Below are 24,580 nucleotides of genomic sequence, written 5' to 3'. Positions count from 1 at the left end.
TTTATAAATTCTCCTTTTAAAATGTCACAAGTAAATAAATCGAATCGTTTTAAGGGTAAAGGGGGAATGAAAATGAAACATATTGTTATATTAGGCGGAGGATTTGCTGGTATTAATTTATTAAATGGATTAAAAAAAGAATTAGGTATTTCACTAGGAAAAGAAGTGAAAATTACGTTAGTGGATAAAAGTTCGTTTCATTTTCGGAAGGTTTTATTGTTTAAGTCAGTGGTTGAAGATGCGGATTTAAAAGTTCCATTAAAGAGGTATTGTACAGATGGAATGGAATTTATAAAGGGAGAAGCGATAACGTGTAATCATTCTAAAAAAGAAATAGACATAAAATTAGAAGATGAAAGAATAAAAACAGTGCAATACGATTATCTTGTATTAGCACTAGGGAGTGTCATTCAAGAAATTCCTAGTACGTTAGGCGGAACAACATTAAGTAGTACGAAGACCGCTATAGAGATAAGACAAAAATTGCTTTCTTTAATTCAACTAGCAAAAATAGAAGAAAATAAAGAAGTAAGGCGAGAACTATTGCGCATCGCGATTGTAGGCGGAGGGATTACTGGTATTGAGACTTCTGCAGAAATATGTGTTTGGTTTAAAGGAGAAGTTCAAAAAGTAGGACTTAATCCAGCTGAGGTAGAAGTCATTTTATTTGATTCAAAAGAACATTTATTACGAGGGGTTCCGGTAAAAGTAAGTGACCGATTAACATATGAACTCAAAAAAATCGGAATAAAATGCATCTCTAAAACGAGAGTGATGAAATTTGAAAATGGTCAGTTAGTTTGTACAAATGGAACAACATATACAGTAGGAGAGTGTATTTGGACACCGGGGGTTAAAGTGAATCCGATTATTCAAACATTTAATCTTCCGTTATCTAATGAGAACCAAATATTAGTTACTGATACGTATTCTATAAAAGGGTATTCACATATATACGCAATCGGAGACTGTGCAAGAGTTGTTGATAAAAAAACAAAACAAGTAGATGGAATGACGTGTAAAGAAGCGATTCCTCAGGCGACGAGATTAAGTAAAATTTTAAAGAATGAGATATATGGAGTATCTAACTCTATTATTCATAAACCTTATCCTGTCAAATTATATTGTATTAGTCTTGGACCTAACAATGGATTTGTTTGGGTTCAAAAATGGGGACTTGATTTCATTTTATCGGGTAAAATAGGTTCTCGTATACGAGAACGAACATGGAATCAAGCTAGTTTACTTGTCTAATTGTGCCGAATGAAATAGAAGGTGAGGATTTTTTTCAATGGAAAACGCTGAACTAAGTCAATTATATATTGAGTATAAATCTCTTCTTTTCTCACTTGCTTATAAAATGACTGGTAGTATTGCTGATACAGAAGATGTTATACAAGATGTATTTATAAAGTTGAATGAATACGAATTGAAGCACAGCAAAAATGTAAAAGCATTTTTGTGTAAATTAGTTACCAATCGTTGTTTAGATATGTTGAAGTCTTCTAAGAAAAAACGAGAGTTATATGTGGGGACATGGCTACCAGAACCAATTGCAGCAATTGAAGCAGATCCATTACAAGAAATGATGATGAAAAATGATATGTCATATGCTTTGCTTGTATTATTTGAACAATTGAATCCAATTGAAAGAGCTATTTTTATACTCCGTGAAATTTTGGAATATGACTATGAAACGATTGCTGAAATTGTACAGAAAAAAGAAGCAAATTGCCGTAAAATCTTAAGTAGGATAAAAAAGGAGCTTCCAGAACTTGAAAAGCAAATTGTGGTCGAAACTGTGAAAGAAGATCACGAACAAGTCATTACATGTTTTATAAACGCTATTCAGCAGGGAAATACAAATCAGATGATGGAAGTTCTAGGGAAAGACATCGCATATTATGCAGATGGCGGCGGCAAAGTAACCGCTGCAGCTAAACCTGTTTATGGGGCAGTGCGTGTACAAAAACTTCTTATTGTTTTAGCAAAAAAATTCCTTGCGAATCAAGATGAATATTCTATAATACAAACAAGGGTAAATGGCTCTCCTGGAATTGTAATCACAAATTGTACTGGAATGCAAGCGGTAATGAGCTTTAGGTTTGATGGGAATAAAATTATATCTATTTATATCGTGTTAAATCCTGAAAAGGTCAACTACCCACCACTTAAACGCTAACACGTTTTGAAGTGGGGGCTTAAAAAAAGCCTTGGTTGTCTAGCCACAGTCTTTCGTGGACTCCGTTCGTAGGTTGCATACCCAAGAATAATTCCCTAGTTCTTGGCTCTATGGTGGCTCTGTAGCAGTTCTGATTGGGAAGGAACGGTCAACCACAAGCCTTCTTGTATAAGAAGTTGCCAACACCTACAAACATTGGCGAAGGGAAACAAACTCTTAGGAGGGACAAAACATGCGTGTATTTGTTAAGAATTTAAGAGGAGAACCACTTATGCCTTGTAGTCCTCGTAAGGCTAGGCTTCTTCTCAAACAAGGAAAAGCAAAGATTATTGGATACACTCCGTTTACAATTCAATTGCAATATGCCACAGGTGAAGCGGTGCAGCCCGTTACAATCGGTGTTGACAGCGGAGTAAAGCATATCGGCATTGCGATTACCACTGAAAACAATGTGTTAGCAAAAGGAACCATCCAGTTACGTCAGGACGTCAAAGAAAATCTCACACTAAGAGCTGCATTACGCAGAGGAAGAAGACAGCGAAAAATAAGGTATCGCAAAGCGCGTTTTCTCAATCGAAAAAAGAAAAAAGGATGGTTGCCTCCATCGATTCAAAGCAAAGTAGATAATCAAATTCATTGGATTGAAACATTCAAGTCACTCTTATCTTCGCCAAAAGTGATTGTCGAAGTAGGAAAGTTTGATGCCCAAAAGCTAAAAAATCCCGATATACAAGGAACAGAATACCAACAAGGAGATGCTTTTGGTTTTTGGAATACTAGATATTATGTATTCGCAAGAGACAATTACACCTGTCAAATTTGTAAGAAACAAGGTGGCATCTTGCATACGCATCATATCATCGAACGATGCAATGGTGGTTCGGATATGGCAGATAACCTCGTAACCGTACATGATGAATGTCATCAAAAATTTCATCAAGGGAAACTTAAACATGTTTTTAAGAAGCCAAAACAATATAAAGAGACAGCCTTTATGAATATATTGCGGTTACAAATCATGAATCGTTTAGATTGTGACACTACGTATGGCAGCTACACAACACCAAAACGAAAAGAATTAGGTTTATCAAAAACACATATAAATGACGCAATTGCGATTACAAGTCCCAAATATTTGCAAGAATATGATCAAAGTGGTGAATTTCGCATCAAGCAATTTAGAAAGAAAAAGCGTTCCCTACATGAAGCAACTGCAAGAAAAGGCAAGAAAATAAAGAATACAAGTGCAAAACGGAACAAGAAAAACACACCGTATGTAGATGGAATCTACTTAGGAGATAAAGTGAAAGTATTTGGACAAGTAGGATTTGTGACAGGATTTACAGGGAAAATGGTATACGTACAAGATATCGATGGACAATATATACAAAATCCAGCTAAATCTTATAAGCAAGTAAAGATATCAGATATAGAACGTATACACCATACGAACAATTGGCAGTTCTTACAAATCAGTTAGGCGATGCCTAACTGAAATTCATCCCTACCTTACTGTTGGGCTCTTGCGCGTTACGCGCTTGAAGATGGGGACTTTTTTCGGAATTACGTTAAACTATTTGATAAATATCACATCTATATTTTCAAAATGGATTCTTTTTTATTTGCTGTCTTATAAGAGTTAGTAGCGTCATTTTTTATCAAACTATAATACAAAACTACATTTTCATATAATGGAGCATACTTTAATTATAAAAGGGCTGATTCTTAAGATGTAGAAATCAGCCCTTTTATTTATATTAAATTCGTTTATCATGCCAAAAGTTTAATTCGAAATGCTCATTTTCATTATAACTTTCAAACTCATAGCCTTTTTCTTTTAACCCTTTAATAATAGCAGATACGGCAGAAACAGATTGTGGGTGAATATCATGAAGTAGGATTACTTCTTTGTTCGTTTTTGCACCTGCAATTACATTTTCTACAATTTTAGTAGAAGCAGCATCCACTGGCATTTTATTATACTTCCAATCTAAAGAATCGATAGTCCAGTCCCATACTCGCAAACCATTTTCAGCGACTTGATTTCGTAATGCTTCATTTAGGCCTGGCATAGAACCGTATGGTGGACGTGTTAATTTTGGATCTCGTCCGATTATATTAGCAATTAACTTTTGATCTTCTTTCATTTCGTTCACATAACCGCCTTGCTTGTATAGCTTCGCGAAATCATGTGACATACTATGCATGCCGACATAGTGACCTTCTGCTAATTCGCGTTTTACTAAATTTGGATATTCTTTAACATTAGAGCCAATAAGGAAAAAAGTAGCTTTCGCATCATTTTGTTTTAATATATCCAATAATTGAGCAGTATACTTTCCTGGTCCATCGTCAAAAGTAAGATAAGCTACTTTTCTAACTTGACCATTGTATTGTTCCGGTGTCTCCTTTGGAGCTAGTGCAGTTTGTATTTCGCTTACTAGCTGAACAGATTGTGGAGAATCGTCCGTACTAGCTTTTACAATGTGACTCGATTTGGTAGACACACCGTATATGCATGATATTCCTACACACATAATAAGAGTTCTTTTAAATAAAGTTACAAGAGATGATTTGTTACGCATAAATGTCCTTCTTTCTATTTCTAATAATCCCATTCTATTTCATTCTATTATATTAGGAATTTTATGTATAGTACTGTAAAAAAATATATTTACAAGAAATGAAGTGATTTTTGAAAGCGATGCAAGATTCTTTGAATTTTGTTTATTAATCGTTTAGTGAAACCATATATTTTAAAAATAAATGATTTTGGGGTGAAGATTTTTTATGTGCTGCTTATCACCTTTGGCAACATAATGCGGAGGCGGTAGTTGATATCAAGTTCGGGAATTGGTGTAAACTTGTAAAAGAAAGACTTCCAACAAAACAAGAAGGTTATACGAAAATAATTGATGTGATTGGTACTGACAGGAACAAATATCGCTTTGTATTTTTTCAACTAACAAATGATACAGATATTTTGGCTGCGCAATATAAAAAGAATATGAAAGGAAAATGGGAGTTTATTGAAATCAATCCTGAAAAATGTTTGTAAATTAATTTGTGTAATTACAAGTTGAAAAACCGACATCCAACCTTTTTTAGGGGGGGAGAACATAGAAACGCTCAGGGCCTTTTTCTCCCACAGGCAAGGTTAAAACAAAAGGAAAAAACGAGTATGGGTTATGTTTTATTTTGCATAGCAACATATGTTAAAAAATATAGATGAAAATTTATTAGAAATTTATTTTTATCTCGTATCCTTTCAATATAGCTTGAAAGGAGAATTCTATGAGAAAATTATGTAAAGTATTAAAAAATATATTTGTTGCGTTCATTGCGGTTATTTTACTTGTATTGGTATCTGTATGTATATACCATAACTACCAATTAAGCGAAGAGTCAGCGTTAATTAAAAGTAAGGGAACGTCAGTTTATTTTAATAATAAAAAAATGAATGTATATAATGAAGGTAGCGGTGAGGATACATATGTATTTATGTCTGGTGCAGGGATAGCTGCTCCTGTTTATGAATTGAAAGGACTGTACAGTAAGTTCTCAAAAGAAAATAAGATTGCTGTCATTGAAAGAGCGGGTTACGGATACAGTGATACTTTTAAAGATGACAGAGATATTGATACAATATTAGAACAGACTAGGAAGGCGCTTATTCAAAGTGGTAATAAGCCGCCATATATATTAATGCCTCACTCATTATCCGGTCTAGAAGCTATCTACTGGGCACAAAAGTATCCAAATGAGATAAAAGGAATAATTGCGTTAGATATTGGCTTACCACAACAATATGTAACGCAAAAACTAGGTCAAGTAGATACACTAAAAGTAAAAGGAATGAATATTTTTACAAAAATCGGATTGCATCGATTAATACCATCTTTAGCTTATAATCCCGAAGTAATTCGACAATCCTTTTTAACTGAACAGGAAAAAGAGGTATATAAAGCAATAGCTTATAAACAGTTCTTTAATGATGATATGGAGCAAGAGCTTTTACAGGTATATGAAAATGGGAGGAAATCAATTCATCTACCATTCCCAAAAGAAACACCGATATTGTTTATAGATGCAGTTGCTGAACAATATAAAAACTCGAAATATACAAAACAAAAGTATGAAAATTATAAGGATTTTGCCAAACAGCTGTCAAAGTCAGAAGTTGTACAAATTAGTGGTACACACTGTATTTATTTATACGAACCAGATGAAATTTACAACCTGGCAATGGAGTTTATGAATAAGAAAGATAAAAAATGAAGGGTTTTATGTGATGAGGGGATATAACATTTTAATTATTGAAGATGATTTGATGATTGGTGATTTATTGCAAAAAATTTTGCAACGCGAAGGGTACAACGTATGTTGGAAGAAAGAAGGAAAAGATATTACTAGAATCATCCATGAGATAGATTTAGTCATAATGGATATTATGTTGCCAGGTGAAGATGGCTATCAAATTACAAAGAAAATAAAAAATCTCGGATTAAATATTCCAGTTATTTTTCTATCCGCTCGAAGTGATATGGATAGCAAACTTCAAGGTTTGACAATCGGGGAAGATTATATGATAAAACCTTTTGATCCGCGAGAGTTGTTATTAAGAATGCAGAAAATGCTAGATAATCAATATGGTACTTTTACACAAATTAAACATGTATATATTGATGCAGAACATAAAAAGGTTTTCAGAAGTAGCCTGCATAATGAAGTTGTATTTACCGCAATTGAGCGTAAAATATTCTTTTATTTATATGAAAATAAGGATAGGATTTTAACGAAAGAACATTTTTTTGATTACTTATGGCAACTTGAAGACCGAAATCCCAATATCGTGAATGTACATATAAAAAAGATTAGAACAAAAATCAATGATAAGAACGGTGAAATTATTCAAAATATATATGGAGAAGGGTATAGACTAAATACCTACATGAAGAAATGAAATTAAAAAAGAAATACCAGTTATTATTATTTATCGCTATTAGTAGCGTGCCATTGTTATTGCTATTGATTAGTGTCTTTATGTCAGTAATTTATGATATTGCCTTTAAAGCGAAGAACAAGGGCATTCCTTTTCATGAATCATTTGCATATCCTACAATGTTAGTTATCTTTTTTGTATCGCTATTAATGTTAGCATTTTTATTCTCGAAATCAATTAACTCGCTATTAAATAAAATAAATATATTAAATAAAACAATTCGACATTTAGCTAGCGATAAAAAGGTTCCGAATACATTAGATGTGAAAAACGATGATGAAGTCGGGGAATTAATTAAATCAGTAAATTTATTAATTGAAAGAACTACATATCGAGAATTAGAACTTAAACAGCAAGAGGAAATGAAAAAGGAGCTTTTAAATAAACTAAGACATGATATTAATACACCTTTAACCGCTATGAGGTTACAATTATTTTATTTAGAAGATCAATATCATGGCCAAACACAAGTACTAGAATCGTTATATCAACAAATACAGTATATTGCTGAATTAACCAATGAATTTAAAATGCAATCTACAGATATGTTAGAGAATTCTTATATTGTAAATGATGATGTGAATATACATGATCTATTAGGAATGATGGTTAAAAAATGGAGTTATCTGTATAGTATGCATGACATGGAATTAATATATAGTCCAATAAATAAAGATTTGATATGGACTAGTAATAATTTGTGGCTTCAAAGGTTGTTTGATAACGTGTTTCAAAATACGTTACAACATTCAAAAGCTAAAAAACTTGTGGTAACGATTGAAAATAGTATTGTTTCTATTAGGGATAACGGAATTGGATTTGATATGAATGGTAAAAGTACGGGGCTGGGATTAAAAATAATTGAGGATATATCTAGACTGCTCAATATCAAATATACTTTACAGTCAAATAAAGATGGGACTATATTTAGTTTTAGCGCGATCGAAAAAAATATATAAAGTGTACTTTGAAATTGTTTATAATGTTACACATTATATTAAAAAAGGTACATCACTAATTATATAGTGGTGTACCTTTTTTCTTCTTTAACTAACCTTAAAAACCGGTTGGAGCAGGTCAGTTACATAATTGGTTTATTACCAGTATAGAAGACATGTTATAATAGTATTTTGAATATTGTGTTGATTATAGCGCGATACGAATGTAAACGTGATTTAGATATATAAAAGGATAGTATTAATATTGGAGGGGGAGTATGGTGGCCGTTGAATTGTTTATTAAAGGATTAATTATTGGGCTTAGTATCGCAGCCCCTGTTGGACCTATTGGAGTTTTATGTATACGACGCACACTGGCGCATGGGAAATTTATTGGTTTTATGTCGGGGTTAGGTGCAGCAACAGCTGATGGTCTGTATGGGATGATTGCTGGACTCGGCTTAACACTTATAACTGATTTTTTAATTGAACAACAAGGATGGATTCATTTTATTGGTGGTGTGTTTTTATTATATTTAGGACTGAAAATTTTTGTTTCAAAACCGTCAAAAACATCAGCTAAGGCCAATGGTAATAATGCTTTTTCAGCATATGTTTCTACCTTTTTTTTAACTTTAACAAATCCAGTAACCATTTTATCTTTCTTAGCCATTTTTTCTGGGCTGGGAATTTCTAATTTGAATGATGATACGACGACCATCTTAGTTGTAGTGTTGGGAGTGTTTTTGGGTTCAACATTATGGTGGTTAATTCTTAGTAGTGTAACTGGAATATTGATGAATCGAATGAAAAATTTCTCTTTAAACATTGTGAATCGTATTTCTGGTTTCATTTTATTTATGTTCGGTTTATGGTCTATGTACAGTCTAGTTAAAGGATTTTTTAATTAAAATAAAAGGTCTTAAACTATCGTTTCAAATTTTGTCTTTTTCAAGAAAAATGTTTTTAAAATATATGAGTTAGCTATAGCTAGGTTCGGAAAAGATTAGTTTTTGAATTTCACATACCGTATTTTTGTTAAAAAATAGGGAAATCAAAAAGTAATGTCGAATATATCATGAGTGACAATAGATAGTAAAGAATATATAAATAATAAACTAGTAGGAGAGATACATATGGAACCAGTAGAGGCAGCTAAACAAATTCTTGCATCTCAATTTCCAAATTGTGACGCGGCTCTTTTAGGAGGAAGCATCGCAAGGGGAGAAGGAACGAAAACTTCTGATCTAGACATTATCATTTTTGATAGTACGCTTTCTTCAGCGTATCGTGAATCTTTCATAGCTAACGGATGGCCTGTTGAAGTATTTGTTCACAACTTTACGTCTTATAAAGACTTTTTTGCGAGTGATTGTAAACGTGGTCGTCCTTCTTTACCGCAACTTGTTGTTGAGGGAATTGTGTTAAAAGATATAAATGGCATCATACCATCAATAAAGAAAGAAGCGCAGCAACTATTAGAAAAAGGACCAGAACCATGGACAAATGAAATGATACAACAGAAACGATATTTCATTACAGATGTATTAGACGACTTTATTGGCGTAGCAAAACGAGAAGATGAATTGTTTATTGCAAATCATCTTGCGGATCTTGTTCATGAGTTTATATTGCGAATGAATAATTGTTGGACAGGACACTCAAAGTGGTTCATGAAAACTTTAAAGAAATATGATGAACAGGTTGCTGCAGAGTTTGTATCTACATTTGAACAATTTTATAAAACGGGAGAGAAGGAGCAAATTATTGTATTTGTGGATGGTATTTTAGACATGTACGGAGGCCGTCTTTTTGAGGGTTTTTGTATTGGAAAGGGTGAAAAGTAATGGGTCTTAATAAACTATTGATAAAGGATATCCTACAACTCATTCCTTCTTCTGTAGAAATAGGTCTGTATTTATATGACACCAAAACAAAGGAAACCTTATGTATAAATGAAAATAAAAATTTCCCTTTAGCGAGTTTGGCAAAATGGATTGTAGGTAGTATTGCTTTTCAGAAACATGAGTATATAACACCCATAACAATCAAAGAGGCTATTAGTAAACATTCGAGAGAAGCATATGATTCTATTGTAGAAAAAATTGATATAGAAGAGATAAATAGTGAATTACAGCATATGAAACTCGATATACTCGTTAACAAGGATAATACAAGTATAATTCAAAATTGCGGAACACCAGCTAGTGTATTTCAATTCATGAAATTCTTATATCAGTACAAAAAAGAAAATATGCTTATCTTCGAATCTTTAAAAGAACAAGAAGACCCAGATGGTTTTCGATTCTCTAATCAATATGAATGGCTGCATATGACTGGTGGGCTTGAAACAGTTTGTAATGATGTTGGTTATTTATATTTAGAAGATCGCGTATTATTTTGTATTGGTTTTGTTCAAGCAAAAGGTGAAAATACAGAGTGGTATCAATTAGAACAAGTACTGAAAAATATAGGAGAATTAATTGTACAAACATATAAAAATAAGGAATGATTACATGTTCAATTTGCCGAATATTCAATTAAGAGAATTGTCATTAGATGATATAGAAGATCGATATCAATGGTCTTTAGATAAAGAAGTAACACGTCACCTAGTAGTTCCAGATCAATATCCACCATTTACGCATGAAGATACAAGAAAATGGATTGAAATGTGTATCAATCGAACAAATGGCTATGAACAAAGAGCAATTTGTTCCGAAGAAGGTGTGCATATCGGCTGGGTAGATTTGAAAAATTTTGATCGAACAAATAAAAATGCAGAGCTAGGAATTGCGATTGGAGATAAACGATATTGGGGAAAAGGATACGGAATGGCTGCTTTATATGAAATGCTGCAAATTGGATTTGAAGAGTTCGATTTAGAAAAAATTTGGCTACGAGTAGATGCAGATAATACGAAAGCGATGAAGAGTTATAAACGGGCTGGATTTGTATGTGAAGGATTAATGAGAAAAGATCGACTGAGACTCGGAGAATTTGTTGATCGTTTTCGTTTTAGTATGTTAAAAGAAGAGTTTTTTGAAATGTTGCGGAGAGAATAAAGAAAAGATTCCTATTCAGGCAGGACAAGCTGCTTTTTGGGAAAAGGGAGAAAATCATGAGACAAGTACAAAAACTGGTTTGATGGCAATTGTAATAGAGGGAGAAGATTTATCAGTGAACATGCCTATACTACAAAAGTAGCAATTACATGATCCCTCTTTAAGTGGATTCTTTTACTAAGTATGTTTTATACACTAGTAGTAAATAACCATTGTGAGGGATGCTATATGATTACACATTTTGCAGATATAGAATTACAAACATTATCCATTGAAGGCGTAAAACAAGTATATGCTGATATCCTACAATTTCCAATTGCAAAGCAAACAGAAACGTTTATTCGGTTTCAAGTTACTCATTTTACAACCATTAGTTTCAAAGAAATATTAGAACCAATTGTGCCAACTCATTTTGCTTTTCAAGTGCCGTATTCTCTGTTTGATGAAATTGCATTGTGGCTCACACAATCGGGTGTACAAATTTTAAAGGATAAACAAGGTGAAAAAGTTACGTATCATTCTAAGGTAAGTAAAGCCGTATATTTCAAAGATAGTGATGGGAATATTCTTGAGATTATTTCACATGAATATGTACAAGAAGAGGTTTTACAAAGAAATGGTCCTTTACAAGTTATGTATGTAAGAGAAGTCGGATTTCCAGTTCCGTCTGTTCCTATGTTTCGAGAATGGTTGAAAAATACATTACAAATGAAGACGATGCATGACCAAGATATATTCAATTTTGTAATTGGCGGTACTGCACATGCGGTTGTTGTGAAAGAAGGAAGGCCGTGGATTCCAATTGATATGGGAGCATTAATGCCCAAAATGAACATCACCTTTGGAACTCCGGATCTAGAATTTATCCAAAACGTAAATAAAAAAGAAGACACAATACAATTTGTGCAACATTCTTATTCTATTACGCTGAAATATACACCAGAGTTTTTAACTACTATTCCAAACCAACTGCATTTACCTTTATCTTATGTAAAATAAGGGGGAATTTGAAAGGAAGGAATCAGCCTTATACGTAAAGAAGAATAACAATTATTATATTTCAACCAATAAAGATTTGTTACAAATCGATACCATCCATGATTTTCTTTGCAATAATTCCTATTGGGCAAAAGGAATACAAAAAGAATTAGTTACTGAAGCTATTAATAACTCATCGCTTTGTTATGGAGTATATGAAAGTGCAACGAATCAACAAATTGGGTTTGCAAGAGTTGTTACGGATTTTGTGCGTTTTTCTTGGTTGGCGGATGTCTTTATTGTATCTGCTTATAGAGGAAAAGGATTAAGCAAGTGGTTAATGGAGACGATTGTAAAGCATCCAAAGCTTAACTGGACACGATTTATGTTAGTTACAAAAGATGCACATGCGTTATATGAGCAATTTGGATTTGAAAGAATTATAGAACCAGAGAAATTTATGATGAGAAAATTTAATATGGAAGTTGTTATGAAACACTATGAATTAGAGTTATAAAATAGATTTTCTGATAAAGGAGGAAATATATATGGTTCAAATATTAGTAATGGGTGGTACGCAGTTTGTTAGTGAAGCATTAGCAAAGTTTTTAATCTCAAAAGGATATGAAGTAGATATTTTTACTAGAGGAACACGGAAAATTATGTATGAGGGAGTACATACACATCTTATAGGAGATCGAAATGTTCCCTTAGACATAAAGAAGAATATTTCAAATAAACAGTATGACTATATTTTTGATATTACGGCTTATCATAAGAATCATGTAAAAACATTACTAGATTATGTAGATACAAGTAAATTAAAGCGATATGTATTTTGTAGTTCAGGAGCAGTATACGCTCCTACTAACCAAACTTTATTTGAAGATTTTGAGCGAGCAGAAAATTATAATTGGGGGCAATATGGACTTGATAAAAAAGAAGCGGAAGATTATTTATTTTCCTTACATAAACAAGAAGGATTTCCAATTACGATTTTTAGACCTTCGTATATATATGGTGAGGGCAATAATTTGTATAGAGAAGCGTACATATTCGATCGCTTGACAAAAAAACTTACGATTCCAATTCCAAAAAATGTAGGTCCAGTGCAATTTGTTCATATCGATGATGTAGTTCGAGTGATGGAAAGTGTAATAGGTTCAGAACAATCTAATGGACAAGCTTATAATTTGTCGTATCCAGAAGATATTACATGGAATACATTTGTCGATACAGCAAGCCAAATCGTAGGAAGAGAAGCGCATACTGTGGAAATAGATGAAACAGTTTTAAATCCTGGCATTTCAACACGAAATTATTTTCCGTTCCGTAATGTTACTTATACTATGAATATAGAAAAATTAAATGCACATTATTTATATGTACCACAAATAAATTTGTATAACGGTTTACAAAAGGCGTTTCATTTTTATCAAACTGAAAATATTCAGTTAAGTGATGCTACAATGAATAAAGTTGATGAGGTACTTCGTATTTTTTCATTACAGAAGTAAAAGATACATATAATACTATTATGTAAACAAAATGTTGTTTATTAAATATATAGGAAAAGATCTAATTTTGTAGAACCTGTCTAAAGGCAGGTTTATATTTTATTATGTAAGAAAGGATGAAGTCAGATGATTAGAATGTTAACTGAAGTAGATGCAGAAAATTATTGGGATTTACGCTTAGAAGCATTGCAAAAAAATCCAGAAGCTTATATTACTACATATGAAGAAGCAATCAAAAAGGAAGAGCCGATTCAAGAAGTAATCAAAAATTTACAAGGAGAACATAGCCATACATTTGGCGCTTTAGATGAGAATAATAAGTTAGTAGGGATTGTAACACTATTAACAGAATCAAGAGCAGCACTTCGTCATAAAGGGCATATTGTTGGAATGTATGTAAGTGCTCAAAGTAGAGGAAGAGGGTATGCACGTAACTTAATAAATGAAGTCGTGAAAAAAGCGAAGCAGTTAAATGTAGAACAAATTAGTTTATCAGTTGTTTCAAATAATATTGTAGCAAAAAAATTATATCAATCAATTGGATTTGAAACGTATGGTCTAGAAAAAAAGGCATTGAAAATGGATGAAGTGTATCGAGATGAAGAATATATGGTTCTATTTTTATAAGAACATTAATGTCATAGGGAGTTATACATGAAAGCGATTCTATTAGGAATACTAGCTTCTTTTTTCTTTGCGTTTACTTTTGTGCTAAACAGAGCAATGGATTTACAAGGAGGAAGCTGGATTTGGAGCGCATCTTTACGTTATTTCTTTATGGTTCCGCTATTACTAATCATTGTTATGTATAGAGGGAATGGAAAGCAGCTTATTCAGTATATGAAGAAACAACCAGCTGAATGGTTGTTATGGAGTGTTGTAGGTTTTGGACTATTCTATGCACCATTGAGCTTTGCCGGGGCTTATGGACCAGGATGGCTCGTCGCATTAACTTGGCAAATGACAATAATTGCGGGCATTTTGTTAACACCATTTTTTTCGAATCAAGTGATACATAATAAAATACCGATAAAAGAGTTGGCGATGTCCAGCGTTATTTTAATTGGAGTCGCCATTATGCAAATAGAACATGCATCGTCACTAGGAATTCAAGAAACTATTTTATGTGTAGTACCAGTGATGCTTGCAGCGTTCGCATATCCACTTGGTAATCGTAAAATGATGCAAGTGTGTAACGGCGAATTGGATGTATTTCAAAGGGTGTTAGGGATGACGTTGGCTAGTTTACCTTTTTGGTTTCTTTTATCTGGATATGGAATTGTAACGGTTGGATTACCATCATCAGATCAAGTACTGCAATGTTTGGTAGTTGCAATTAGTTCAGGTCTTATTGCAACTGTATTATTCTTTTTTGCGACGGATCTTGTAAAAGATGATCTGCAAAAATTGGCAACAGTTGAAGCGACGCAATCTGGTGAAGTATTATTCGCGCTATTTGGTGAATTAATATTATTGTCAGCACCATTACCATCAACCTTGTCTTGGGTTGGAATGAGTCTTGTTGTCGTGGGGATGATTTTACATAGTTTTGCGGCGGTTATGGAGAAAAAAGAGGAGAAAATAACAGCATGAGAAGATGATCTTTAAAGGTCATCTTTTTTCTGTTTATGGTAAAAGGTAGTCCCTTTTTTAAAGATTAAAAATTAAGAAAAATATGATAATATATAAATGGAAGATAAAAGAAATTTTATTAGAAGGTACGAGGGGATTTATTATGAGCATAAACGATTTAATCGCAAAAACAAAAATGCCAAATACAATTCATACAATTGTAAGCGATTTACGAAAATTAGGTGTTACAGAAGGAATGAACGTTATTGTACACTCATCACTTAGTTCGATTGGTTGGGTAAGTGGTGGGGCTTTGGCGGTAGTAGAAGCTTTAATGGAAGTAGTTACAGAAGAAGGAACAATCATTATGCCAACTCAAACAAGTGATTTGTCTGATCCGAAAAATTGGCAAATGCCACCTGTCCCAGAAAGTTGGTGGGAAATTATTCGTGACAATGTACCACCGTTTCATCCGGAAACAACACCAACGCGAAGTATGGGGAAAATAGTGGAGTGTTTTCGGACATATCCAAATACAAAAAGAAGTAATCATCCGTTACATAGCTTTGCAGCGTGGGGGAAACACGCAAAACAAATTATTGATGATCACATCCTTACTCCTAGTTTTGGAGAACAGTCACCTTTGGGAAAAATGTATGATTTAGATGGATATATTTTATTAATCGGAGTAGATCATGATTCGAATACATCACTTCATTTATCTGAAGTTCGTTCGCAATATCGAGAAACAGTCCAAATTGGAGCACCGATTATCGAAAATGGAGCTCGCATATGGAAAGAGTATGAGGAATTTGATTATGATTCTGATGATTTTGAGCCATTAGGAAAAGCATTTGATGAAACCGGATCAGTTATATTTGGAAAAATAGGGAACGCATCATGTAAATTAATGAAGCAACGAGAAGTCGTTGATTTTGGAACGGAATGGTTTTTTACACAAAAGCAAACGAAGCAAATCTCTAATTAAAGGATGGGAAACATGAAGGGGAAAAAGGTACTCATAACTAGTGGTGGCTGTATAGAAAAATGGGATGAAGTACGTGGACATACGAATTTATCGACAGGAAGAATGGGAAAACTTCTTGCAGAAGAAGCGTTGAAGAACGGGGCTTCTGTTATATATTTACATGGTTATTTTGCAGAAAAACCTGATGCGACTCATAATCTTTCTTCTCATTCGTTTGAAGGAATTATTGATTTACAAGAGAAAATGAAACAAATTATTACAAGTGAAAAAGTAGATATTGTCATTATGGCGGTAGCTGGCTCGGATTGGATTGTTGATAAAATTGTCGATCAAGAAGGAAATGTAATGGATCAATTAGGAAAGTTATCAAGCGATATGCCGCCAGTTATTCATTTTAAGAAAGCTCCCAAAGTACTATCTCAAATTAAACAATGGGATCCGGGTGTTGTGTTAGTAGGATTTAAGTTAGAGAGTGGTATAAGTCAACAAGAATTAATAACGAGAGCACAAATCCGAATGGAAGGTGCACAAGCAGATTTCATAGTTGCAAATGCTTCCAATGCACTATATACCACTGAAACAAATCACTATATTATTTCTAAAGGTAGTGAAGTTCAAGTATGTCTAGATAAAGCAAATACAGCAAGAAGTCTTATTAATAAACTTACAATGATACACTCTGAAAAAGAACAAGTTGTTATTCATTCATGAGAGTTAAAAAAGAATACATATTGTAGGTGGAGAAGATGGAAAATCTATTAAAAAAAGCGATTCAATTACGTAATGAGAAAAAGTTTGCCCAATCAAGAGAGATATTGTTAAGTTTAACAAACTTTACTCAAAATCCAGAAATTTTGTATCAATGTGCATACACACACGATGCTATGGGAATGGAAACGGAAGCCGTCCCGTATTACGAGAAAGCTATTGAACTAGGATTAGAAGGGGAAAGTTTGCGAGGTGCTTATATTTGTTTAGGAAGTACATATCGGTGTATTGGAGAGTATGAGAAAGCTATTGCTACATTGGAATCGGGAATAAAATGTTATCCAGATGATGACGCCATGAAAGTATTTTTATCCATTGCAAAGTACAATGTACAATCTCATGAAGATGCGATGAAACTGCTGCTAGACGTGGTAGTGAAAACGGAAGGTGTAAAGAACTATGAAAGAGCAATTACATTTTACAGAGATCATTTAAATGAAACTTTTAAATAAAAAGGAATGATTACATGAATCATACTATATCGAAGAAACGATGGTTAATTTGGTTTGCTATTACGAGTTTGATTATCCTTTCGAATATTCTTCTTTATGCACTACCAATCATGTCGCCTTTACCAAACCGAGTAGTACTTGCTTCTCTATTTGATTTTATACTTACTATTCCAATCGTCACTTACATACTGATTATAAGAAGGCGATATTCACTAAAATATATTTTTCCTGTGATACTTGCAGGTTATGTGGCTGCAAGATTTATTATTCCTAATCCGTATTTTGAATCTTATTCGTTTGTCACATATATAGTAGTAGCCGGGGAAATTGCATTTCTTTGCTTAGAATTGTATCTTTTTTACAAAATAGCAAGAAAACTACCTGCGATTGTTCGTGCTTATAAGAAATACAAGCTCACGTATCCATCTTTTTCATATGCCATCGAAAGGGCAGTATACGATTCCGTTTTCGAAAGTGTCGCTGTGAATGTATTGTTATCAGAATGTAAGTTGTTTTATTACGCGTTATTTTCTTGGCGTAAAAAAGTACCTGCAGATTCAGGAATGTTTACATATCATAAAAAAACAGGTGTCATTGCATTTAATATTATGCTTATACATGCAACTTTAATTGAATCAATCGGTTTTCATTATTTTCTTCATCAATGGAATCCGATTGTAGCATGGATTCTACTAATCTTAAATATTTACGCTGTGATATTTTTCTTAGCAGAAATACAAGCAATTCGTTTATGTCCATATGTTGTAACTGATAAAGAGCTTATTTTACAAGTTGGGTTGACGAAACAGCTTATTGTACCATTTGGTAATATTGAATGCATACATCATAATAAAGGGGCATTACCTTCTAAAATTGAACAAAAACAAATTTTTGATGCGACAGTAAACGAGTTTATGAAAGAACCAGCAAAACTCGAAATCGTGTTAGTGGAGCCAATGCAGGCAACTATGTTTTATGGGTTTCAAAAAACAGTAACAAAAGTTCACATCAATGTGGATGATGAGAGAGCGTTTTATGATACAGTAATGAATAAAGTACAACTTCATCAATAATAAAAAGCTGATCATTTATGAATCCTTACAAGCCGAAAGATAAAATGCTCGGTTTGTAAGGGTTCTTTCGTAATGCTTATTCTTTTGGAATGATTACAAATTCCACATATGACTACCTTCCTTTTCTTAGTATGTCACATTTGTTTTTTCTCAACACAATAAAATAACCCGCAAGTATAAAGCTTGCCGGTTTTCATCGTAAAGAAATGAAATTTATGATAAAATGAAAGAGTAACTCATGGTCAGAGTGGTTGTTTTATTATCACTTCTCTAAGTGTTGGGAGGTGATAAATTGAGTGAACTTTCGTTGCTTTTGCAAGGTGGTCTTTTTCTCGTTGCATTGCTAACGTTTGTCGTGTTATTAATCGATAAGCTCAAAAAATAACAACCCACTCTACGCCAATAGAAGGTGGGTTGTTTAATTCATGAGAAACAAATAGGATAATGAATAATCCACTCTGCTGAGTTATATGGGACTAGTGTGTTGCCGCACGCTAGTCTTTTTTTTATTATATGCTAATTAAACTTGTTTAAGTGATTGTATCGTTCTTTTCATAGTTATTATAGCACAATTTTGTACATGTAAAAAAGGAGAGCGTACGTTCTCCTTTTGGGATTACATTGACTTTTTAAGATTGAATTCCGTTTGTTGGCTTAAATAATCCATTCATATATTCTTTTAAGCTTTTTGTATAAAATTCTTGATTGATTGCATCATTTATACCAACAATTGGTGACGGGAGATTGTATCTTTTTCTAGATAGATGAACAACCACATCAAACACATCAAAGAGGCGAATAAAACAAAATAATCCATCTTTGTCGCTTAGTAGAATAAAATAGTGGTTTTCGCAATCGGTATTTAAAGTGTTCCATAATGAACTTTTACTTAACTCTCGTACAATATTTCTATCTTTTAATTCAATGAAATCTATGTTAGATAAAATGTTAGAAATAACTACTGCATCAGGGTCATGAAAATAACCATCTATTGTATTTGCAGCAAATAAGTAAGCCATTTTCAGTAAACCCATTTTATATTTGCGGTTATCAAGGAGTAATTCACGTTGAATAGAACCCGCAACTCTTGTTACTCGTTCTTCTTTCCATATTTCATCATGAAGTGAGATATCGTGTCTTTTACATAGTTTCATAATGAGAGAATTTGAGAATTGGAACTCATCACTTTCCGTTTCTTCATTTGCATATTCTTCTTCATTATATATATCTAGAAGAAGAGGAGAGTCAATTTGATGTTTAAGTTGATCAATTTTATACTGGATTAATTTATGACTAATTAATAGACGATCTATACTTGCTAGCGCGTTTTCATGGCATGTTTCACACACAGTGCTGATATAGTAATATCCACATAACACTTCTGGAATTACATATTGTTCTATACATTGTTTATCATCTCTACATATACTGCATATTGGCATAATTATCACCTTTTAGTTGCAAATTTTTATCTTGCTACTTACGGACAATTGAATCCTCACTTCAGGACTTTGAGATATACAAAGGAGATAGGGAAGGAATAACCGCCCGTAAAAGTCCGATTGGTTCAACTAATAATCATCATAGAATGAAAACTCTACTGACAAAAGTTTCACGTATGCCTTTATTGTAGTGTATTTATTTATGTTTTGGAATATAGAACGTGGAAATAGCATATAAATTTTTGCTACAATTTGTTACAATGTATAGAAGAAATTTAAAAGGAGGCACTTTTTTTGAAATCAAAAGTTCATTTTTGGACATTAGAAGTATTGATGGTTGTAGCGATTATTTTTATCTGTACAAAAATTTCGTTTTTATTTCAACCAATCGGTATTTTTATATCCACTTTATTTTTCCCTATTTTAATTGCGGCATTTTTGTATTTTATGTTTAATCCCGTGTTACTTTTTTTAGAGAACAAAAAGGTACCACGCAGCTTATCAATTTTGTTACTATATGTCTTTATTATTTCATTAATAGCTGTTGCAGTTGGCGTTGTTGTTCCAACTGTATCTCATCAGTTGATGGATTTAGTAACGAATATGCCAACGTATATTAAAGTGGGGAAAGAATACATAGCAGATTTATCAAATCATAAGCTATTTCAATGGCTTACAACACAGGATTATGTTTCGTTACAGACGTTAGAAAAGAACGCTCTTGCGTATTTGAAAGAGATACCAAATACGCTTACAGCGAGTGCAACAGCATTATTTGGAATAATAACAAACGTTGCATTGGTTGTTTTCACAGTTCCATTTATTTTGTTTTATATGTTTAAAGATGGTCATAAATTCCCTGGAGCAGCAGTTCGTTTTTTACCAGAATCTTATCGTGAAGAAGGGTTTCGTCTTTTTAAAGAAACGAATGAAACGCTTGCAGCTTATATTCAAGGTCAAGCACTTGTTTGTTTATTTGTCGGAGCTTTCACGTTTGTTGGTTATTTAATCATTGGGTTGCCTTATGCTTTTATTTTAGGGATTGTGGCAGCATTTACGAATATTATTCCAAATTTAGGTCCGTTTATAGGAGCGGCACCAGCGGTTATTGTTGGTCTTTTTGTATCGCCGATGCAGGCGTTATGGGTTATTGTTGTAGTAACGATTGTTCAGCAATTTGAGAGTAACATTTTATCACCGCGAATTATGAGTGAGAAATTAAATATTCATCCTTTAACAATTATCATGTTGATTCTTGGTGTCGGAAATTTTGCTGGAATTATTGGAATGATTTTAGCTGTACCAACTTATGCTGTACTGAAAACAATCATTTCAAACTTAGTTAGGCTTTTTAAAATGAAAAGAAATAAGAAATAAAAAGAGGACCGGTTACAGAGTGTAACTGGTCTTCTTTCGTTCTAAGTATAATTGTAATACGAATAATTAAAATATACATAGGATTTTTTGAATTTTGGGCCTTTTTAATGGTTAAAAATTTGTATTGAAAATTACTAACTATAGCAGTATTCTATACATATTCAAACATTTGAAGATGTATAGAATACTTGTAAAGTCTTTAAAAGTAAGTAATGGAGGCGTTTGAATGGGAAACGAAATGCAACAGTTTAAGGCTGACTTCTTTAAAGCCTTATCACATCCTTTACGGATCCGAATTCTCGAATTGTTATCAGAGGGTGAAAAAAGTGTAAATGAACTTCAAAGTATTCTGAATAAGGAAGGATCGGCAGTTTCACAACAGTTAAGTGTACTACGTGCAAAAAATATTGTTGTTGGTACGAAAGATGGGAAAAGAGTTTTATACGCTCTTCGAGATCCAATGATTATGAATTTACTCGAAGTTGCACGAGCAATTTTTAATAACCATTTAATTGATACGATTTCAATGTTAGAAGATGATGATAAAAACATAGTTAAGGAGGGGGTTGAGTATCGAAGTTAAGAAAGACGTTATTATTCAACATGGAATTGAGATATTTCGCTCAGTAGGAGCTTATCACGTTTGTAAAGTTTGTATTAAGAGCGGGAATTCTTGTTGTTTTTCATGCCAGCATTTACAAGATAATGTTGGGTGTCAGAAGAGAAATACGGCTTGTACAGCTTGGTTATGTGGGATTCAAAGTTTTTTATTTGATCAAATAGGATTACTGGATGAATGGAATCGTTTTTGGAGTGAAATTCCGGGGCAAATGTTTCGTAGGGATAATACACCAGAGACAGTAAAGATTACATCATTTATAGATATGAAAAAGCTAGATAGTCGAGATGGATTGCTTTTAGCAAAAAGATTGAAAACTTTTGCACAAGAGAACGGAGATATAGGTGAATTAGAACGTCATTTGAGCAAAACGTTTAGTAAATATTAAGTTAACGATTTCTTTATATAAGAATATGTATTTACAATTCAAATTTATTAAGAGGTAGTTAATTTTTTGGAAAAAGTAAGATTTATTAAAACAGAAAAGAAGGGTTTATAATGAAAGGGTTATTTACAGGAAGATTTGAAGGATACTCATTGGGGCACTTTCAAAAGGATCTTCTTTCAGGAACGATTGTCGGAGTTGTTGCGATTCCACTTGCTATGTCTTTTGCTATAGCTTCTGGGGTTAAACCAGAGTATGGGATTTATACTACATGTATTGCTGGAATTTTAACTGCGCTATTTGGTGGTTCAAGATATCAAATAGGAGGGCCGACAGGTGCTTTTGTTCCGATTCTTTTAAGTATTGTAATTACCTATGGATATGAAAATTTGTTACTGGCGGGCTTATTAGCTGGAATTCTTTTATGTTTAATGGGGATTTTTAAATTGGGATCTTTAATTAAGTTTATCCCGCGTCCTGTAACAGTTGGTTTTACATCAGGTATTGCTGTTACTATTTTTATAGGGCAAATTGCTAGCTTTTTAGGTTTAACAGGTATAAAAAAGCATGAGGCATTTATAGCAAATCTGAACGAAATCTTTATTCATATTGATACCATCAATTTTTATAGCATTATAACAGCTTTCATTTGTCTTGTTGTTATACTCGTAACACCAAAAATCTTTCCAAAAGTGCCTGGTTCATTAGTAGCGATTGTAATTTCAACTTTAATTGCAACGGTATTTTTCTCAGGCCATGTACCCACTATCGGTACAGCATATGGTACAATACCTAATACACTTCCGCAGTTTCATGTACCAGAAATTACATTCGAGCGTATCAAACAGCTGATGGGTCCGGCATTTGTAATTGCGATGCTCGGTGGTATTGAATCTCTTCTATCCGCTGTCGTGGCAGATGGTATGACAAATAGTAAACACAATAGTAACAAAGAACTTATTGGGCAGGGAATTGCCAATATTGTGACACCATTATTTGGAGGTATTCCGGCAACTGGAGCAATTGCTCGAACAGCAACTAATATTAAGAGCGGAGCTACTTCACCGATATCAGGTGTTATTCATGGAATCTTTGTTTTATTAATACTTATATTATTAGCTCCGTATGCTTCGCACATTCCACTTGCGAGTATGGCTCCTATTTTAATGGTAGTAGCTTGGAACATGAGTGAACAAAAACATTTTGCCCATATCCTTAAAATGAAGAGCGGAGATTCTCTTGTATTAGTTGTAACATTTTTGTTAACTGTATTTACAAGTTTAACAACAGCTGTAGAAATCGGTCTTATTTTAGCTATTATTTTATTTACAAAACGTATGAGCAACATGCTAGTTATATCAAAAGTGCTTCCAGATCATTCGAAAAAGAATGAAAAATTGTTACCACATGTGGTGAATAAGGCTCATGATTGTCCGCAAATTAGTATTTATACAATAGAAGGTCCATTATTCTTTGGTGCTGCTCAAACATTTGAACAAAATATATTAGCAACCATTCATTATAAACCGAAAGTTTTAATTTTACGAATGGGGAAAGTTCCTTTTATTGATACGACGGGAGAGTCTTATTTTAGAAGTATTGTTCATTCTTTTAAACAACAAGGTGGTATACTTCTAGTCTCAGGAATTCAATCTGAACTAAAAACAACTTTAGTTAGAAATGGACTATATGCTGAGATTGCGGAACAGAACTTCTTTGAGCATACAGGGGATGCAATTAACTACGCTTTAGAACATTTGGATACGAAAAAGTGTATAGGTTGTAAACATTTTGCGTTTCGTGAATGCAGCCAACTTTCTCAACAACCTCAGAAAGTGAATAAAGTAAAAGATAAAGTGAATGCATTAGATTTTTAAAAAAGTAATGAATAAAAATTGTGAACAAGGTTGCTTATAATTATTTATAGCAACCTTGTTTTTGTTTGCATATCAGATTTTAACCGATAAAAGGTCGATTGATGAGAGCATGTTTCTAATTTAAAAAATGATTCCTCTCGAACTATTCAAACAGTATGTTTTTTGATTTTATATACTGTATTACTGTATGTTGCAAACTTGACAGAGGTAATTTTCAATAGCTCTATTTATTCGTAATCCAAACTTAAGAAATACTAAGTTATGCGGAGTCTACCTCTACAATCCAAATCATAATTTTTCGCTTAGATAAAATCATTTTAAATATCTCCTTTCATCGTTATTTGG

The 24,580-nt window shown here is 33.1% G+C and carries 26 protein-coding genes and 1 pseudogene; 25 read left to right on the top strand and 2 right to left on the bottom strand.

What is annotated here, in order from left to right:
• Positions 1-72 precede the first annotated feature (72 nt).
• From Q9306_RS06015 to iscB, 3 genes are all read left to right on the top strand, one after another.
• Positions 73-1,254: an NAD(P)/FAD-dependent oxidoreductase gene (locus Q9306_RS06015; RefSeq protein WP_306196300.1), complete on the top strand. Its 1,182-nt coding sequence runs from the start codon at positions 73-75 to the stop codon at positions 1,252-1,254.
• Between the two features lie 37 nt (positions 1,255-1,291).
• On the top strand, positions 1,292-2,182 hold the full coding sequence (sigJ, locus tag Q9306_RS06010) for an RNA polymerase sigma factor SigJ (RefSeq protein ID WP_306196298.1): 891 nt from the start codon (positions 1,292-1,294) through the stop codon (positions 2,180-2,182).
• 232 nt (positions 2,183-2,414) lie between these two features.
• Positions 2,415-3,662: an RNA-guided endonuclease IscB gene (gene iscB, locus Q9306_RS06005; protein ID WP_306196296.1), complete on the top strand. Its 1,248-nt coding sequence runs from the start codon at positions 2,415-2,417 to the stop codon at positions 3,660-3,662.
• A 277-nt stretch (positions 3,663-3,939) separates the two neighbouring features.
• Here iscB and Q9306_RS06000 read toward each other — a convergent pair whose 3' ends face one another.
• Entirely contained in the window at positions 3,940-4,767 is an 828-nt protein-coding gene (locus Q9306_RS06000) for a peptidoglycan-N-acetylglucosamine deacetylase (RefSeq protein WP_306196294.1), read from the bottom strand.
• A 709-nt stretch (positions 4,768-5,476) separates the two neighbouring features.
• On the opposite strand from Q9306_RS06000, the gene Q9306_RS05995 reads away from it, so the two are divergent.
• The 18 genes and pseudogenes from Q9306_RS05995 (at position 5,477) to Q9306_RS05910 (ending at position 18,920) form a co-directional block, all read left to right on the top strand.
• Positions 5,477-6,460, top strand: a complete 984-nt coding sequence (locus Q9306_RS05995) for an alpha/beta fold hydrolase (protein ID WP_306196292.1) — start codon at positions 5,477-5,479, stop codon at positions 6,458-6,460.
• A gap of 13 nt (positions 6,461-6,473) precedes the next feature.
• Positions 6,474-7,145 carry a response regulator transcription factor gene (locus tag Q9306_RS05990; protein ID WP_306196290.1) on the top strand — a complete coding sequence of 224 codons (672 nt, stop codon included), beginning with the start codon at positions 6,474-6,476 and terminating at the stop codon, positions 7,143-7,145.
• Complete coding sequence (locus Q9306_RS05985) at positions 7,142-8,143, top strand: sensor histidine kinase (protein ID WP_306196288.1); 1,002 nt, start codon at positions 7,142-7,144, stop codon at positions 8,141-8,143. Before Q9306_RS05990 ends, Q9306_RS05985 begins: the two co-directional genes overlap by 4 nt.
• 257 nt (positions 8,144-8,400) lie before the next feature.
• Positions 8,401-9,033 carry a LysE family translocator gene (locus Q9306_RS05980; RefSeq protein WP_306196286.1) on the top strand — a complete coding sequence of 211 codons (633 nt, stop codon included), beginning with the start codon at positions 8,401-8,403 and terminating at the stop codon, positions 9,031-9,033.
• Positions 9,034-9,258: 225 nt separating this feature from the next.
• A complete protein-coding gene (locus tag Q9306_RS05975; protein WP_306196284.1) occupies positions 9,259-9,969 on the top strand; it encodes a nucleotidyltransferase domain-containing protein in 711 nt (236 codons plus the stop codon).
• Positions 9,969-10,634, top strand: a complete 666-nt coding sequence (locus Q9306_RS05970) for a serine hydrolase (protein WP_306196282.1) — start codon at positions 9,969-9,971, stop codon at positions 10,632-10,634. Before Q9306_RS05975 ends, Q9306_RS05970 begins: the two co-directional genes overlap by 1 nt.
• Positions 10,635-10,638: 4 nt before the next feature.
• Positions 10,639-11,187 (top strand): GNAT family N-acetyltransferase, encoded by a 549-nt coding sequence (locus Q9306_RS05965; protein ID WP_306196281.1) that lies wholly within the window; start codon positions 10,639-10,641, stop codon positions 11,185-11,187.
• Positions 11,174-11,329: pseudogene (locus Q9306_RS05960) on the top strand (cupin); the annotation flags it as partial. The gene Q9306_RS05965 and the pseudogene Q9306_RS05960, both read left to right, overlap by 14 nt.
• An 86-nt stretch (positions 11,330-11,415) precedes the next feature.
• Complete coding sequence (locus tag Q9306_RS05955) at positions 11,416-12,186, top strand: VOC family protein (protein ID WP_306196277.1); 771 nt, start codon at positions 11,416-11,418, stop codon at positions 12,184-12,186.
• Positions 12,187-12,262: 76 nt separating this feature from the next.
• Positions 12,263-12,682, top strand: a complete 420-nt coding sequence (locus tag Q9306_RS05950; RefSeq protein ID WP_306196275.1) for a GNAT family N-acetyltransferase — start codon at positions 12,263-12,265, stop codon at positions 12,680-12,682.
• A gap of 31 nt (positions 12,683-12,713) precedes the next feature.
• A complete protein-coding gene (locus tag Q9306_RS05945) occupies positions 12,714-13,682 on the top strand; it encodes an NAD-dependent epimerase/dehydratase family protein (RefSeq protein WP_306196273.1) in 969 nt (322 codons plus the stop codon).
• Between the two features lie 126 nt (positions 13,683-13,808).
• Positions 13,809-14,309, top strand: a complete 501-nt coding sequence (locus Q9306_RS05940; protein ID WP_306196271.1) for a GNAT family N-acetyltransferase — start codon at positions 13,809-13,811, stop codon at positions 14,307-14,309.
• A 27-nt stretch (positions 14,310-14,336) separates the two neighbouring features.
• Positions 14,337-15,275, top strand: coding sequence for a DMT family transporter (locus Q9306_RS05935; protein ID WP_306196269.1), 939 nt, complete (start codon positions 14,337-14,339; stop codon positions 15,273-15,275).
• A gap of 82 nt (positions 15,276-15,357) precedes the next feature.
• Positions 15,358-16,242: an AAC(3) family N-acetyltransferase gene (locus Q9306_RS05930; RefSeq protein WP_306196266.1), complete on the top strand. Its 885-nt coding sequence runs from the start codon at positions 15,358-15,360 to the stop codon at positions 16,240-16,242.
• 12 nt (positions 16,243-16,254) lie between these two features.
• The gene (locus Q9306_RS05925; RefSeq protein ID WP_306196264.1) at positions 16,255-16,953 is read left to right on the top strand and encodes a phosphopantothenoylcysteine decarboxylase domain-containing protein; all 699 of its coding nucleotides are present in this window, start codon (positions 16,255-16,257) and stop codon (positions 16,951-16,953) included.
• A 35-nt stretch (positions 16,954-16,988) separates the two neighbouring features.
• Entirely contained in the window at positions 16,989-17,462 is a 474-nt protein-coding gene (locus Q9306_RS05920) for a tetratricopeptide repeat protein (RefSeq protein WP_306196262.1), read from the top strand.
• A 14-nt stretch (positions 17,463-17,476) separates the two neighbouring features.
• A complete protein-coding gene (locus Q9306_RS05915) occupies positions 17,477-18,535 on the top strand; it encodes a hypothetical protein (protein WP_306196260.1) in 1,059 nt (352 codons plus the stop codon).
• A gap of 292 nt (positions 18,536-18,827) precedes the next feature.
• Positions 18,828-18,920 (top strand): putative holin-like toxin, encoded by a 93-nt coding sequence (locus tag Q9306_RS05910; RefSeq protein ID WP_090996886.1) that lies wholly within the window; start codon positions 18,828-18,830, stop codon positions 18,918-18,920.
• A gap of 244 nt (positions 18,921-19,164) precedes the next feature.
• Here Q9306_RS05910 and Q9306_RS05905 read toward each other — a convergent pair whose 3' ends face one another.
• Positions 19,165-19,977 carry an HNH endonuclease gene (locus tag Q9306_RS05905; protein ID WP_306196257.1) on the bottom strand — a complete coding sequence of 271 codons (813 nt, stop codon included), beginning with the start codon at positions 19,975-19,977 and terminating at the stop codon, positions 19,165-19,167.
• Positions 19,978-20,271: 294 nt separating this feature from the next.
• Here Q9306_RS05905 and Q9306_RS05900 point away from each other — a divergent pair, with 294 nt between their 5' ends.
• From Q9306_RS05900 to Q9306_RS05885, 4 genes are all read left to right on the top strand, one after another.
• Entirely contained in the window at positions 20,272-21,354 is a 1,083-nt protein-coding gene (locus tag Q9306_RS05900) for an AI-2E family transporter (RefSeq protein ID WP_306196255.1), read from the top strand.
• Positions 21,355-21,580: 226 nt separating this feature from the next.
• Positions 21,581-21,937: an ArsR/SmtB family transcription factor gene (locus Q9306_RS05895; protein ID WP_306196253.1), complete on the top strand. Its 357-nt coding sequence runs from the start codon at positions 21,581-21,583 to the stop codon at positions 21,935-21,937.
• Positions 21,921-22,361: a DNA mismatch repair protein gene (locus Q9306_RS05890; RefSeq protein WP_306196251.1), complete on the top strand. Its 441-nt coding sequence runs from the start codon at positions 21,921-21,923 to the stop codon at positions 22,359-22,361. Before Q9306_RS05895 ends, Q9306_RS05890 begins: the two co-directional genes overlap by 17 nt.
• A gap of 110 nt (positions 22,362-22,471) precedes the next feature.
• A complete protein-coding gene (locus tag Q9306_RS05885) occupies positions 22,472-24,235 on the top strand; it encodes a SulP family inorganic anion transporter (protein WP_306196249.1) in 1,764 nt (587 codons plus the stop codon).
• Positions 24,236-24,580 lie beyond the last annotated feature (345 nt).

This window comes from Bacillus multifaciens, from assembly GCF_030756675.1.
Classification (GTDB): domain Bacteria; phylum Bacillota; class Bacilli; order Bacillales; family Bacillaceae_G; genus Bacillus_A; species Bacillus_A multifaciens.
The sequence above is the reverse complement of the archived record's forward strand: the minus strand, read 5'-3'. Positions and strand labels throughout refer to the sequence as shown.

Excerpts from the sequence above, each read along its gene's own strand:
- Q9306_RS05945 (WP_306196273.1), top strand. The coding sequence starts at position 12,714 with ATGGTTCAAATATTAGTAATGGGTGGTACGCAGTTTGTTAGTGAAGCA.
- Q9306_RS05940 (WP_306196271.1), top strand. The coding sequence starts at position 13,809 with ATGATTAGAATGTTAACTGAAGTAGATGCAGAAAATTATTGGGATTTA.
- Q9306_RS05995 (WP_306196292.1), top strand. The coding sequence starts at position 5,477 with ATGAGAAAATTATGTAAAGTATTAAAAAATATATTTGTTGCGTTCATT.
- Q9306_RS05905 (WP_306196257.1), bottom strand. The coding sequence starts at position 19,977 with ATGCCAATATGCAGTATATGTAGAGATGATAAACAATGTATAGAACAA.
- Q9306_RS05885 (WP_306196249.1), top strand. The coding sequence starts at position 22,472 with ATGAAAGGGTTATTTACAGGAAGATTTGAAGGATACTCATTGGGGCAC.
- Q9306_RS05955 (WP_306196277.1), top strand. The coding sequence starts at position 11,416 with ATGATTACACATTTTGCAGATATAGAATTACAAACATTATCCATTGAA.
- Q9306_RS05980 (WP_306196286.1), top strand. The coding sequence starts at position 8,401 with ATGGTGGCCGTTGAATTGTTTATTAAAGGATTAATTATTGGGCTTAGT.
- Q9306_RS05990 (WP_306196290.1), top strand. The coding sequence starts at position 6,474 with ATGAGGGGATATAACATTTTAATTATTGAAGATGATTTGATGATTGGT.
- iscB (WP_306196296.1), top strand. The coding sequence starts at position 2,415 with ATGCGTGTATTTGTTAAGAATTTAAGAGGAGAACCACTTATGCCTTGT.
- Q9306_RS06000 (WP_306196294.1), bottom strand. The coding sequence starts at position 4,767 with ATGCGTAACAAATCATCTCTTGTAACTTTATTTAAAAGAACTCTTATT.
- Q9306_RS05975 (WP_306196284.1), top strand. The coding sequence starts at position 9,259 with ATGGAACCAGTAGAGGCAGCTAAACAAATTCTTGCATCTCAATTTCCA.
- Q9306_RS05925 (WP_306196264.1), top strand. The coding sequence starts at position 16,255 with ATGAAGGGGAAAAAGGTACTCATAACTAGTGGTGGCTGTATAGAAAAA.
- sigJ (WP_306196298.1), top strand. The coding sequence starts at position 1,292 with ATGGAAAACGCTGAACTAAGTCAATTATATATTGAGTATAAATCTCTT.
- Q9306_RS05920 (WP_306196262.1), top strand. The coding sequence starts at position 16,989 with ATGGAAAATCTATTAAAAAAAGCGATTCAATTACGTAATGAGAAAAAG.
- Q9306_RS05970 (WP_306196282.1), top strand. The coding sequence starts at position 9,969 with ATGGGTCTTAATAAACTATTGATAAAGGATATCCTACAACTCATTCCT.
- Q9306_RS05915 (WP_306196260.1), top strand. The coding sequence starts at position 17,477 with ATGAATCATACTATATCGAAGAAACGATGGTTAATTTGGTTTGCTATT.
- Q9306_RS05965 (WP_306196281.1), top strand. The coding sequence starts at position 10,639 with ATGTTCAATTTGCCGAATATTCAATTAAGAGAATTGTCATTAGATGAT.
- Q9306_RS05895 (WP_306196253.1), top strand. The coding sequence starts at position 21,581 with ATGGGAAACGAAATGCAACAGTTTAAGGCTGACTTCTTTAAAGCCTTA.
- Q9306_RS05935 (WP_306196269.1), top strand. The coding sequence starts at position 14,337 with ATGAAAGCGATTCTATTAGGAATACTAGCTTCTTTTTTCTTTGCGTTT.
- Q9306_RS05985 (WP_306196288.1), top strand. The coding sequence starts at position 7,142 with ATGAAATTAAAAAAGAAATACCAGTTATTATTATTTATCGCTATTAGT.
- Q9306_RS05930 (WP_306196266.1), top strand. The coding sequence starts at position 15,358 with ATGATAATATATAAATGGAAGATAAAAGAAATTTTATTAGAAGGTACG.
- Q9306_RS06015 (WP_306196300.1), top strand. The coding sequence starts at position 73 with ATGAAACATATTGTTATATTAGGCGGAGGATTTGCTGGTATTAATTTA.